This is a genomic window from Streptomyces sp. NBC_01334 (assembly GCF_035983595.1).
GTDB lineage: Bacteria > Actinomycetota > Actinomycetes > Streptomycetales > Streptomycetaceae > Streptomyces > Streptomyces coriariae.
In genome coordinates this window covers 7,275,012-7,286,885 of sequence record NZ_CP130718.1, presented here as the reverse complement: position 1 = coordinate 7,286,885, position 11,874 = coordinate 7,275,012, and the positions used below count along the sequence as shown (strand labels likewise).

Here is an 11,874-nt window from a genome sequence, read left to right as displayed (position 1 = left end):
GGGCCGGAAACGGCCGGGGGCGTTCGGTAGCGGGCCGAGACCGGTCTGGGCCGGTCCGGGTCTGTCGGGACCGGCCCGTTGGGGCCAGTCCCGACCGAGTCGAGTCCCGGAGGAAGGTCCGGGTGGAATCACTGGGACCAGTGGGACCAGTGGGACCAGTGGCGCTGACCGCGCAGGCCAGCTCGATCGAAATTTCCGACATCGCTCGGCGGGCGGCCTCCGCGGGCCTACTACGCCAGAAGCGGCGGGCCTTGTCACGGGCCCGCCGCTCACGACGCGGTACCCGTCAAGGGGCCCGCCGCCCAGGACCGGCCGCTCAGCCGGCGGTCAGCGTGATGTCCCGCTCCTGCGCCGCGTGGAAGCGGGGCAGCGGCAGGCTGCCCTGGGGGCGGAGCTCCATCAGCGTGGCCTCGACGTGGGCCGCACCGGGTTCGAGGTCGGCCGGACTGGCCTTGCCGGTGTTCTTCCAGGCGTGCTCGGCGCCGTCGCACACGGCACGGGTGCCGCCGATGCCGTGCCGGACCTTGCCGGAACCCTGGCCGACGGAGGAGCTGACGAAGACGGGACCCGTGTTGCCGAGACAGCGGTAGGTGCCCGAGAGGGTGACGGTGCCGTCCGAGGCGATGCTCCCGACCTGGTCGACGGTGACGGACTCCGACGGATCGGCGGTGGCCGTGACCGTCGGGGCGGCGAGCAGGAGCAGTGCGGCACCGACGGCCGCGGAGAGGGCGGGACGCAACGACATGGGAGAACCTCCTGTTGTGGGGGCCTCCACAGGTACCGGGCGGGCGCGTCCGGGGCGGTGATCGTCACTCCTTCGGTGGCGAGTCCGCACCTGTCGTCGACGAACGGTCCTGGAGTTGTCCTGGTGCTGTCACGCTTGCGGGCACCCTCTGGAGATGCGGACGGGACGGGCGCATGGTCGATCCATGGGGGCCGACCGGACGGCCGACCCCACCGACGTGGAGGTGCTCCATGTGTTCCCACCAGCTTCCCAGCGCTTCTGCCGACGCCCGGCCGGTACACCTCGCGCACATCGTCGCCGCCCACCCCGAGCAGGGCTGGAACCTGCTGTGCGACGGCACCATCGTCTTCGACGACTCCGGCGAACTGCTGCCCGACGGCCGGGTCGTGGACCCGCACCGGGTGACCGCCGGAGCGCTGGCCGTCGCCGCCTGACCTTGATCATCGAGGCGGGCCCGGGGACCCGCTCCACCGAAGCCGGTTGCTGATCTCGGTTACCGAACCCGGTTACCGGGTCTGGTTACTGACACCGGTTACGGAAAGGCGTCGCCATACCGGTTACGGAAACGCGTCGCCATACCGGTTACGGAAACGCGTCGCTGATACCCGTTACGGAAACGCGTCGCTGATACCGGTTGCGGAAACAGGTGACGGAAACGCGTCTCTGATACCGGTTGCTGGCCCGCTTCACTCGAGAACCGCGAACCCGTCCAGTTCGACGAGTGCCTGCTCGTCCCAGAGCCGTACGATCCCGACGACCGCCATCGCCGGATAGTCACGACCCGCCAACCCTCGCCAGATCGCGCCCAGTTCAGAAGCGCTCTCGCGATACGCGGCGACATCCGTGACGTAGACGGTGACGCGTGCCAGGTCCGACGCCGTACCGCCCGCCGCCGTCAGCGCGGCCAGCAGATTCGTCAGCGCCCGGGTGAACTGCTCCGGCAGCGACTCCCCCACGATCTTCCCGTCGGCGTCGAGCGCGGTCTGGCCGGCCAGGAAGACGATCCGCTCACCGGCGGCGACGACGGCATGGGAGAAGCCGAAGGGCGGGGAGAGTTCGGGCGGGTTGACGCGTTCGATGGTCACCTGGCCTCCAGGTCGGCGAGTTCGGCGTACAACTCCCTTGCGATGATTCCGCGTTGGACCTCGCTGGCGCCCTCGTAGATCCGCGGCGCGCGCACCTCCCGGTAGAGGTGTTCGAGCAGATGGCCGCGACGCAGGGCCCGTGCGCCATGGAGTTGGACGGCCGTGTCGACTACGTACTGCGCGGTCTCGGTGGCGAACAGCTTGGCCATCGCGGCACGCTTCGGGACGTCCGGGGCTCCGCTGTCGTACGCCGACGCCGCGGCGTGGACCATCAGACGCGCGGCCTCCGTACGCAGGGCCATCTCGGCGACCTGGTGGGCCACTGCCTGAAGGTCGCTCAACTTGCCGCCGAAGGCGTCCCGTCGGGCGGTATGGTCCAGGGTCGCGTCGAGGGCGGCCTGCGCCATACCGACGGCGAAGGCGCCGACACTGGGGCGGAACAGGTCGAGGGTGCCCATGGCGACCCGGAAGCCGCGGTCGGGTTCGCCGAGCACGTCGGCCACCGTGACCGGGACGGCGTCGAAGCGGAGGGCGCCGATGGGGTGCGGGGAGAGCATGTCGAGGGCGGAGCCGGTGAGACCGGTGCGGTCGGCAGGAACGAGGAAAGCGGTTACGCCCCGGGCGCCCGCTCCCGCGGTGGTGCGGGCGAAGACGGTGTAGAAGTCGGCCTCGGGAGCATTGGAGATCCAGCACTTCTCCCCGGTGAGCCGCCAACCGTCCGGTCCGTCCCGCTCGGCGGCCAGGGACAGGGCCGCCGCGTCCGAGCCCGCGCCTGGCTCGCTCAGAGCGAAGGCGGCTGTCGCGGTGCCGTCGATGACGCGGGGCAGCCAGTGCTGCCGCTGGGCCGGGCTGCCGTGGGCGTGGACCGGATGCGCGCCCAGCCCTTGCAGTGCGAGCGCGGTCTCCGCCTCCGTGCAGGCGTAGGCGAGGGACTCGCGCATGAGGCAGAGGTCGACGGCACCGGAGGTGAACAGTCGCGACAGCAGGCCGAGCCGGCCGAGTTCGGCGACGAGCGGGCGGTTGACGCGACCCTGCTCGCCCTTCTCGGCGAGTGGGCGCAGTTGTTCGGCGGCAAGGGCACGCAGTTCGGCGCACCAGGCGGCCTGTGCCGGTTCGAGCGAGAATGCGGACATCGCCTGTCCCCTCTGCCGTACGTGACCTGCTGTTCCTGTTTCTGCTGTTCCTGTTTCTGCCGTTGCTGCTTCTGCCGTTGTTGCTTCTGCCGTTGTTGTTCCTGCCGGGCCGGACCGGTCGCGTCTGCTCTTGGCCGTGTTCGTCCGTCCCCCGCAGGTCCTGCCCGGCCGGTTGCGTCTCCCTTCGACGGTATCGCGTACCGTTGACTGTCGTCACCAACGCGCTACGCTCCTTGCGCGACCCCAAGACGACGCCCGCCCGGGGCAGCCCAGCCGGACAGTCCATCCAGGCAAGGGGGCGAACGCCCATGAACGTCTCGGCACACGTCGACACCTTCGCGCGCGACCACCTCCCGCCGCCTGGCCACTGGCCCGATCTCCGTTTCGACCTGCCCGAACTCGACTACCCCGATCGGGTGAACTGCGCCGCCGAGCTGCTCGACCACACCGCCCCGGACCGACCCGTGTTCCACACCGGCTCCGGGCTGTCCTGGACGTACGGCGAGCTGCGGGCCCGCGTCGACCGGATCGCGCATCTGCTCAGCGGCGATCTCGGGGTCGTCCCCGGCAACCGGGTACTGCTGCGCGGTCCCACCACGCCCTGGCTCGCGGCCTGCTGGCTGGCAGTGCTGAAGGCGGGCGCGATCGCGGTCACCGTTCTGGCCCAGCAGCGACCGAACGAGCTGCGCACCATGTGCGAGATCGCGCGGGTGGAGCACGCTCTCTGCGACATCAGGGCCGTGGACGACCTCGCCAAGGCGGAGATACCCGGGCTCCGGATCACGACGTACGGCGGTGACGCCCCCGACGACCTGCTGAACCGGCCGGCGCCGCAGGGGCGGTATCAGGCTGTCGAAACCGCTTCCGACGACGTGGCGCTGATCGCCTTCACCTCCGGCACCACCGGCCGCCCGAAAGGCTGTCTGCACTTTCACCGGGACGTACTGGCGATCGCCGACACCTTCTCGCGACACATACTGAAACCGCTTCCGGACGATGTCTTCGCCGGCAGTCCCCCGCTCGGTTTCACCTTCGGCCTCGGCGGGCTGCTCGTCTTCCCGATGCGGGCGGGCGCCAGCTCGCTGCTGCTCGAACAGGCGGGCCCCCGGCAGCTGTTGCCCGCGATCGCCGCGCATCGGGTGACCGTGCTGTTCACCGCTCCCACCGCCTATCGCGCGATGCTCGACGACCTGACCAGCATGAACGACCCACCCCGCCCCGACGGGCACGATGTCTCCTCGCTGCGCCGTTGCGTCTCCGCCGGCGAGAACCTCCCCGCCGCCACCTGGCGGGCCTGGCACGAACGGACCGGGCTCCGGCTGATCAACGGCATCGGCGCCACCGAGCTGCTGCACATCTTCATCTCGGCCGCCGACGAACACATCCGGCCCGGCACGACGGGTGTCCCCGTCCCCGGCTGGCACGCGCGCGTGCAGGACCCTGGCGGCAGGCCTGTGCCCGACGGCGAGCCCGGACTGCTCGCCGTACGCGGCCCGGTCGGCTGCCGCTACCTCGCCGACCCGCGTCAGCGGCAGTACGTGCGCGACGGCTGGAACGTCACCGGCGACACCTACGTCCGTGAGGCCGACGGCTACTTCCGGTACGTCGCCCGCGCCGACGACATGATCATCTCGGCCGGGTACAACATCGCGGGGCCCGAGGTCGAGGAGGCGCTGCTGCGGCACCCGAACGTGGTGGAGGCTGCGGTCGTGGGACGGCCCGACGAGCAACGGGGGCAGGTGGTCGTCGCGTTCGCCGTCCTGCGGGCGGGTGCCCGGCCCGACGCGGAGGCACTGCGCGCCTTCCTCAAGGAGGAGTTGGCACCGTACAAGTGTCCGCGTGAGTTCGTCTTCCTGGACGCGCTGCCGCGCACGGCGACCGGGAAGCTCCAGAGATTCAGGCTGCGCGCCGAAGGCCACCTCGCAGGCCGCGTCGAAGGCCATGACCAGCGCCACAGCGAGGGCCGCGCCGAAGACCGAAGCGAAGACCACAGCGAAGATCACGTCGGTGATCACACCAATAGTGACCAGCACTGATACCGAAGACCTAAGATGATCAACGTGTCCGACCAGCCCGCACCCCGGTCTCTCATCGTCACGCTCTACGGCGCGTACGGCCGCTTCGCACCGGGCCCTGTGCCCGTCGCCGAGCTGATCCGGCTGCTAGCCGCGGTCGGCGTGGACGCGCCCTCCGTACGCTCCTCGGTGTCCCGGCTGAAGCGGCGCGGACTGCTGCTGCCGGCCCGCACGGCGCAGGGGGCGGCCGGGTACGAACTGTCCGACGAGGCAAGACAGTTGCTCGAGGACGGCGACCGGCGCATCTATGCCACGGCCCCGCCGGCGGACGAGGGATGGGTGCTGGCGGTGTTCTCGGTGCCGGAGTCGGAGCGGCAGAAGCGGCATGTGCTGCGGTCGAGGCTCGCGGGCCTGGGGTTCGGTACCGCCGCACCGGGGGTGTGGATCGCGCCGGCGCGGCTGCACGACGAGACCCGGCACACCCTCCGACGGCTGCGCCTCGATCCGTACGTCGACCTCTTCCGCGGCGAGCATCTCGGCTTCTCGCCGACCGTCGAGTCCGTCGCCCGCTGGTGGGACCTGGCGGCCATCGCCAAGGAGCACGAGACGTTCCTCGACGGCCACGAGCGCGTGCTGCACGCCTGGCGACAGCGTCCGGACACGCCGCAGGAGGAGGCCTACCGGGACTACCTCCTCGCCCTGGACTCCTGGCGGCACCTGCCTTACACCGACCCCGGCCTGCCCGCCCGCCTGCTGCCCGAGGGCTGGCCGGGCACCCGTTCGGCGGCCGTGTTCCGGGGACTGCACGAGCGGCTGCGGGACGCGGGGGCACAGTTCGCGGGAGTGACCCCGCACGCTCCGTGAGTCACTCAGCCAAACCTCAGCTCCTTCGACCGGTCCTCTCAGATTCCATACCTACCGTTCCACGGGTGGACGACGGCAGGAAGGAGGACTGTTGCGCATGACCGACAAGCCGAGGACGCAAGGGGCCACGGTCTGGCTCACGGGGCTGCCGGGCGCGGGCAAGACGACGATCGCCCGTTTCCTGAGCGATCGGCTGCGGGCGGAGGGTCATCGGGTGGAGGTCCTCGACGGTGACGAGATACGCCGATTCCTCTCCGCGGGCCTCGGCTTCTCGCGGGCCGACCGGCACATCAACGTCCAGCGCGTCGGTCTTGTCTCGGAGGTCCTCGCCCGCAACGGCGTCCTGTCCGTCGTCCCCGTGATCGCGCCGTACGCCGACAGCCGCGAGGCGGTGCGGCTCCGGCACGAGAAGAGCGGCACACCGTACGTCGAGGTGCACGTCGCGACCCCGGTCGAGGTGTGTCGGGAGCGGGACGTGAAGGGGCTGTACGCCCGGCAGGCCGCGGGCGTGCCGACCGGGCTGACGGGCGTCGACGACCCGTACGAGGCCCCGGTCGACCCCGAGCTGGTGCTCACGACGCAGGACCGGACACCGCCGGACTCGGCGGACGCCGTGTACGCGGTGCTGGCAGGTCGGGGGCTGGTGTGAGCACGGCGGTCTCGGTTCCCGGGCCGGCTCCCATGCCGGACCCCTGGCCCATTCCCGGGCCGGCTCACATGCCGGCTCCCGGGTCAGCCCCCGGGTCAGCCACCGGGCACCTCAACTCGTAAGCGTGAGTCGGGGTTTGGGCGCGTCCGTGCGTCCGGTGCGCGGCGGCCTGCTGCCCGCACGATAGGGGGCGGGCCAGTCGGCGCCAGGGCCGGTGTAGCCCTGCTCGGCGGCTGCGTGCAGGGTCCAGTTCGGGTCGTAGAGGTGCGGCCGGGCGAGGGCGCAGAGGTCCGTTCGGCCAGCCAGGATCAGCGAGTTGACGTCGTCCCAGGAGGAGATGGCGCCGACCGCGATCACGGGCACCCGCACCTCGTGCCGGATCCGGTCCGCGAACGGTGTCTGGTACGAGCGTCCGTACTCGGGCCGTTCCTCGGCCACCACCTGGCCGGTCGACACATCGATCGCGTCGACGCCGTGCGCGGCGAAGGCTCGGGCGATCTCGACGGCGTCGTCGGCCGAAGTGCCGCCCTCGGCCCAGTCGGTGGCGGAGATCCGGACGGTCATCGGTCGTTCCGCAGGCCATACCGCGCGGACCGCGTCGAAGACCTCCAGTGGGAAGCGCAGCCGCTCGGCGAGCGAGCCCCCGTAGGCGTCGGTCCGGCGGTTGGCCAGTGGGGAGAGGAAACCGGACAGCAAGTAGCCGTGGGCGCAGTGCAGTTCGAGCAGGTCGAAGCCGGACCGGGCGGCACGCACAGCTGCGGCGGCGAATTCCTGCCGGATGTCGGTGAGTTGGGCTCGGGTGAGCGCGCGGGGCAGTTGGCCGGCCGGCTTGTACGGCAGCGGGGAGGCGGCCACGAGCGGCCAGTTGCCTTCGGGCAGTGGTTCGTCCATCCCCTCCCACATCAGCCTCGTCGACCCCTTCCGCCCGGAGTGGCCGAGTTGGACGCCTATCGCGGTGCCGGGCGCCCGTTCGTGCACGAAGTCGGTGACGCGGCGCCAGGCGTCGGCCTGGCGGCCGGTGTAGAGGCCGGTGCAGCCGGGCGTGATGCGCCCCTCGGGGGACACGCACACCATCTCGGTCATCACCAGTCCGGCTCCGCCGAGGGCGCGGGCGCCGAGGTGGACGAGGTGGAAGTCGCCGGGGAGGCCGTCGGTGGCCGAGTACATGTCCATGGGCGAGACGACGACCCGGTTGCGCAGGGTCAGGCCGCGCAGCCGGAACGGGGTGAACATCGGGGGCGTGCCGGGCGGACAGCCGAACTCGCGCTCCACGGCGTCGGTGAAGTGGGGGTCGCGCAGACGGAGGTTGTCGTGGGTGACACGGCGGCTGCGGGTGAGCAGGTTGAAGGCGAATCGGCGGGGCGGCTGATCGAGGTAGAGGCCGACGTTCTCGAACCACTCCAGGCTGGCGCTGGCGGCCCGTTGGGTGGAGGCGACGACCGGCCTGCGCTCCTCCTCGTAGGCGGTCAACGCGGTGTGAAGATAGGGGTGTTCGTGCAGGCAGGCCGCGAGCGCCAGAGCGTCCTCGACGGCGAGCTTGGTGCCGGAGCCGATGGAGAAGTGGGCGGTGTGGGCGGCGTCGCCCAGCAGGACGATGTTGCCGTGCGACCAGCGCTCGTTGACGACCGTCCGGAACGTGGTCCAGGTGGAGTCGTTGGACCTGAGCGAACGTCCGCCGAGGGCATCCGCGAAGATCTTGGCGCAGCGCTCGACCGACTCCCGTTCGTCGAGTTCGTCGAAACCGTTTGCCCGCCACACCTCCTCGCGCATCTCGACGATCACGGTCGAGGAGTCGGGCGCATAGGGGTATCCGTGCAGTTGCATCACGCCGTGCGGGGTCTCGGCGATCTGGAAGCGGAAGGCGTCGAAGGCGAAGTCCGCGGCGAGCCAGATGTAGCGGCAGTGGTGGCCGGCCACCCGGGGGCGGAACACCTGGGCGTACGCCTCGCGGGTGGTGCTGTGCACGCCGTCGGCGGCGATGACGAGGTCGTGTTCCTCCGCCAGCCGGGCCGGGTCCGGCGCCTCGGCGCGGAAGCGCAGGTCGACGCCGAGGGAGCGGCAGCGTTCGTGCAGGATCTCCAGGAGTCTGCGCCGGCCGAGGGCGGCGAAGCCGTGTCCGGTGGAGGTGTGCCGGGTGTTCCGGCGCACGATGTCGATGTCGTCCCAGCGGACGAAGTCCTGCTGGAGGGCGGCGTAGACCTGCGGGTCGGCGTGTTCGATGCCGCCGAGGGTCTCGTCGGAGAGGACGACCCCGAAGCCGAAGGTGTCGTCGGGGGCGTTGCGTTCCCAGAGGGTGATCTCGCGGGCGGGGTCGAGGCGTTTCAGCAGGGCCGCTGCGTAGAGACCGCCGGGGCCGCCGCCGATGACCGCGATGCGCCGGGGGTGGCCGGTCCCGTCGCGCGGCGGCGGGCCGCCCGCTGCCGGTCGCGGCCCGGCGTGGAGCCGCGGGTCGGCGCCGCCCGGTGCCGTGGACGCCGGTGTCCGCGCGTCGGTCCTCATGGTCACCGCCCCCGCCACTTCGGCGGTCGTTTCTGCGTGAACGCCTCGTGGAACTCGGCGTAGTCCTCGCCGTTCATGAGCAGGGCCTGGGTGGAGGCGTCCAGTTCGACGGACGCGGCGAGCGGCATGTCCAGTTCCGCGGTGAGGAGCGCCTTGGTCTGGGCGTACGCGAGTGCGGGTCCGTCGGCCAGGCGGCGGGCGAGTGCCTGGGCGGCCTCGTCGGAGCGGCCCTCGTCCGTCAGTTCGCTGATCAGGCCGATGCGCTCGGCCTCGGGGGCGCGGACCGGCTCTCCGAGCATGAGCAGCCGGGTGGCGTGGCCGAGGCCCACGACCCGGGGCAGCAGATAGGCGGCGCCCATGTCGCCGCCGGAGAGGCCGACGCGGGTGAAGAGGAACGCGAAGCGGGCGCTGGGGTCGGCGATCCGGAAGTCCGCGGCCAGGGCGAGGACCGCGCCGGCGCCGGCCGCCACGCCGTGGACGGCCGCGATGACCGGGAACGGGCACTCCCGAACGGCGCGCACGACCTGGCCGGTCATCCGGTTGAAGTCGAGGAGCCGGGCGGTGTCCATGCCGAGGGTGGCGCCGATGATCTCGTCGACGTCTCCGCCGGAGCAGAAGCCGCGGCCCTCGCCGGCCAGCACCAGGGCGCGGACCGACCGCTCCCGGGACAGCTCGGCGAGCAGATCGCGCAGGTCGGCGTAGGCGCCGAAGGTGAGGGCGTTGAGCTTCTCGGGTCGGGCCAGGGTGACGGTGGCGATGCCGTCGGTGTGTTCGACGCGCAGGTGGTGCCAGTCGGAGGTGCGGGCGGCGGAGCCGGTGAAGGGACTCATGAGGGCGGCCTCCTCGACAGTCACTCCCGAAGTTATCACCTTCTCGTGACTGTCGTCATGAGTACGCGATAGGGACCCCGGGAAGAATCGCTGTGTCACCGCACGGCATGTTCTCGTCACACACGTCACCGGTCGTCAATAACGCGGTAACAACGGGATCAGGTGCGCGAGAGGGACCGTTGACCCGGGTAAGTCGCCGGGCAGGGGCCGAAGGTCCCGTACGGCGCCCGACGAGCGCCTCTGCCGGAGGCCGCCGTACCATTCCTGAAGTTGAAAGCAGGGCCACCTGATGTCGATCATCGGAACCTGCGCCATGAACGGACTCGCCTTGTACGAACGCCCCTCCGAGCCGGCCGCCTCCTGGCGTATCGCGCTGCCGCACTCCGCCGCGGCCGTGCCGGTGGCCCGTGCTCTGGTCCGAACGGCGCTGGCCGAGCTGAAGCACGGGGCGGACAGCGACACCGCGGAGCTGCTCACCGCGGAGCTGGTGGCCAACGCCGTGGAGCACACCGCCGGGGACGCCCCGATAGAGCTGGTGGTGGAGCTGCAGCCGACCGGCTGCCAGGTCGAGGTGCACGACCCCGACCCGGTGCCGCCCGGCGATCTCACCCGCCCTTCCGGAGAGGAGCCCGACCCCTGGCAGGAGCACGGGCGCGGGCTGCTGCTCATCCGCACCCTCAGCTCGTCCTGTGGACACCGGCCCACCGAGCAGGGCAAGGCGGTGTGGTTCAGGCTGGCCGCCGTTCCGGCGCAGTGGCGCCCGCACCCGGCGTGACGTCGACCGCTCCCGGCCGCGACGGGCGCGTCGCGCGTCAGCCGTGAGCCGTCGACCGTGAGTCGCGACGCCCGTGGCGGGCGTGGCGCCTGTGGTGGGCGTGGCGCCTGTGGTGGGCGTGGCGCGTGAGTCCGGGCCGTCCGCTCAGGCGAGCGTCGCCACCAGTACGGCCTTGATCGTGTGCAGGCGGTTCTCCGCCTCGTCGAAGACGACCGAGTGGGCCGACTCGAACACCTCGTCCGTCACCTCGAGGGAGTCCAGGCCGTGGGCCTCGTGGATCTCGCGGCCGACCTTGGTGCCGAGGTCGTGGAAGGCCGGGAGGCAGTGCAGGAACTTGACGTCCGGGTTTCCGGTGGCGCGCAGCACGTCCATGGTCACGGCGTACGGGCCGAGGGCGGCGATCCGCTCGCTCCACACCTCCTTGGGCTCCCCCATGGAGACCCACACGTCGGTGGCGACGAAGTCGGCTCCCGCCACACCCTCGGCGAGATCCTCGGTGAGCAGGATCGCGGCGCCGGAGTCCTCGGCCAGCTTGCGGGCCCGTGCGACCACCTCGTCGGCGGGCCAGTACTCCTTCGGCGCGACAATACGGACGTCCATGCCGAGCAGGGCGCCGGTGACCAGGTAGGAGTTGCCCATGTTGAAGCGGGCGTCACCGAGGTAGGCGAGGACGAAACCGTCGTCCCCGAGGTTCTTGGCGCAGTGCTCGGTCATCGTGAGCACGTCGGCGAGCATCTGGGTGGGGTGCCAGTCGTCGGTGAGGCCGTTGAAGACGGGCACCCCCGCGTATGCGGCGAGCTCCTCGACCTTCTGCTGACTGGACCCGCGGTACTCGATGCCGTCGTACATCCGGCCCAGTACGCGGGCGGTGTCCTTCACCGACTCCTTGTGGCCGATCTGCGAGCCCGAGGGGTCGAGGTAGGTGGTGGAAGCGCCCTGGTCGGCGGCGGCGACCTCGAACGCGCAGCGGGTGCGCGTCGAGGTCTTCTCGAAGATCAGGGCGATGTTCTTGCCGCGCAGGTGCTGGACCTCGGTCCCGGCCTTCTTGGCGGCCTTCAGCTCGGCGGCCAGCTCGATCAGGCCGCGGAACTCCTCCTCGGTGAAGTCCAGCTCCTTGAGGAAGTGGCGGCCGGCGAGGGCGGTCGGGACTGTCGCCATGGGGTCGCTCCAGACGTGCGGTGAAGAGATGCAGTGCACGGACTGCGGTGGCAAGGACCCTCGGAAGTCTATACGACACCCAGCATTTTTATACAGACACCCGGGCGGCACCCGCACACCC

At 71.1% G+C, this 11,874-nt stretch carries 11 protein-coding genes; 5 read left to right on the top strand and 6 right to left on the bottom strand.

Going from position 1 to position 11,874, the window contains the following annotated elements; all coding sequences use genetic code 11:
- Positions 1–316 precede the first annotated feature (316 nt).
- Complete coding sequence (locus OG736_RS32695; protein WP_327185556.1) at positions 317–745, bottom strand: DUF6299 family protein; 429 nt, start codon at positions 743–745, stop codon at positions 317–319.
- A gap of 230 nt (positions 746–975) precedes the next feature.
- Here OG736_RS32695 and OG736_RS32690 point away from each other — a divergent pair, with 230 nt between their 5' ends.
- Positions 976–1,179 carry a DUF5999 family protein gene (locus OG736_RS32690; RefSeq protein WP_327185555.1) on the top strand — a complete coding sequence of 68 codons (204 nt, stop codon included), beginning with the start codon at positions 976–978 and terminating at the stop codon, positions 1,177–1,179.
- A gap of 252 nt (positions 1,180–1,431) precedes the next feature.
- Here the strand turns inward: OG736_RS32690 and OG736_RS32685 are convergent, their stop codons facing one another.
- Both OG736_RS32685 and OG736_RS32680 read right to left on the bottom strand, forming a co-directional pair.
- Positions 1,432–1,830, bottom strand: a complete 399-nt coding sequence (locus OG736_RS32685; protein ID WP_327185554.1) for a RidA family protein — start codon at positions 1,828–1,830, stop codon at positions 1,432–1,434.
- Complete coding sequence (locus OG736_RS32680; protein WP_327185553.1) at positions 1,827–2,963, bottom strand: acyl-CoA dehydrogenase family protein; 1,137 nt, start codon at positions 2,961–2,963, stop codon at positions 1,827–1,829. Before OG736_RS32680 ends, OG736_RS32685 begins: the two co-directional genes overlap by 4 nt.
- 308 nt (positions 2,964–3,271) lie before the next feature.
- On the opposite strand from OG736_RS32680, the gene OG736_RS32675 reads away from it, so the two are divergent.
- The 3 genes from OG736_RS32675 to cysC all read left to right on the top strand — a co-directional run bounded on the left by OG736_RS32675 (position 3,272) and on the right by cysC (position 6,491).
- A complete protein-coding gene (locus tag OG736_RS32675) occupies positions 3,272–4,999 on the top strand; it encodes an AMP-binding protein (protein WP_327185552.1) in 1,728 nt (575 codons plus the stop codon).
- Between the two features lie 15 nt (positions 5,000–5,014).
- Positions 5,015–5,842, top strand: coding sequence for a PaaX family transcriptional regulator (locus OG736_RS32670; RefSeq protein ID WP_327185551.1), 828 nt, complete (start codon positions 5,015–5,017; stop codon positions 5,840–5,842).
- A gap of 97 nt (positions 5,843–5,939) precedes the next feature.
- Positions 5,940–6,491 (top strand): adenylyl-sulfate kinase, encoded by a 552-nt coding sequence (cysC, locus tag OG736_RS32665; protein ID WP_327185550.1) that lies wholly within the window; start codon positions 5,940–5,942, stop codon positions 6,489–6,491.
- A gap of 111 nt (positions 6,492–6,602) precedes the next feature.
- On the opposite strand, the gene OG736_RS32660 is transcribed toward cysC, so the two are convergent.
- A complete protein-coding gene (locus tag OG736_RS32660) occupies positions 6,603–8,990 on the bottom strand; it encodes a bifunctional salicylyl-CoA 5-hydroxylase/oxidoreductase (protein WP_327187764.1) in 2,388 nt (795 codons plus the stop codon).
- Between the two features lie 2 nt (positions 8,991–8,992).
- The gene (locus OG736_RS32655) at positions 8,993–9,820 is read right to left on the bottom strand and encodes an enoyl-CoA hydratase family protein (RefSeq protein ID WP_327185549.1); all 828 of its coding nucleotides are present in this window, start codon (positions 9,818–9,820) and stop codon (positions 8,993–8,995) included.
- Between the two features lie 313 nt (positions 9,821–10,133).
- On the opposite strand from OG736_RS32655, the gene OG736_RS32650 reads away from it, so the two are divergent.
- A complete protein-coding gene (locus OG736_RS32650) occupies positions 10,134–10,595 on the top strand; it encodes an ATP-binding protein (protein WP_054243760.1) in 462 nt (153 codons plus the stop codon).
- Positions 10,596–10,739: 144 nt separating this feature from the next.
- On the opposite strand, the gene argF is transcribed toward OG736_RS32650, so the two are convergent.
- Positions 10,740–11,753 (bottom strand): ornithine carbamoyltransferase, encoded by a 1,014-nt coding sequence (gene argF, locus OG736_RS32645; RefSeq protein WP_327185548.1) that lies wholly within the window; start codon positions 11,751–11,753, stop codon positions 10,740–10,742.
- Positions 11,754–11,874 lie beyond the last annotated feature (121 nt).

Bases quoted from the DNA above. Each gene is read 5' to 3' on its own strand.
- OG736_RS32690 (WP_327185555.1), top strand. From the start codon at position 976: ATGTGTTCCCACCAGCTTCCCAGCGCTTCTGCCGACGCCCGGCCGGTA.
- OG736_RS32650 (WP_054243760.1), top strand. From the start codon at position 10,134: ATGAACGGACTCGCCTTGTACGAACGCCCCTCCGAGCCGGCCGCCTCC.
- OG736_RS32670 (WP_327185551.1), top strand. From the start codon at position 5,015: ATGATCAACGTGTCCGACCAGCCCGCACCCCGGTCTCTCATCGTCACG.
- OG736_RS32680 (WP_327185553.1), bottom strand. From the start codon at position 2,963: ATGTCCGCATTCTCGCTCGAACCGGCACAGGCCGCCTGGTGCGCCGAA.
- argF (WP_327185548.1), bottom strand. From the start codon at position 11,753: ATGGCGACAGTCCCGACCGCCCTCGCCGGCCGCCACTTCCTCAAGGAG.
- cysC (WP_327185550.1), top strand. From the start codon at position 5,940: ATGACCGACAAGCCGAGGACGCAAGGGGCCACGGTCTGGCTCACGGGG.
- OG736_RS32655 (WP_327185549.1), bottom strand. From the start codon at position 9,820: ATGAGTCCCTTCACCGGCTCCGCCGCCCGCACCTCCGACTGGCACCAC.
- OG736_RS32660 (WP_327187764.1), bottom strand. From the start codon at position 8,990: ATGAGGACCGACGCGCGGACACCGGCGTCCACGGCACCGGGCGGCGCC.
- OG736_RS32675 (WP_327185552.1), top strand. From the start codon at position 3,272: ATGAACGTCTCGGCACACGTCGACACCTTCGCGCGCGACCACCTCCCG.
- OG736_RS32695 (WP_327185556.1), bottom strand. From the start codon at position 745: ATGTCGTTGCGTCCCGCCCTCTCCGCGGCCGTCGGTGCCGCACTGCTC.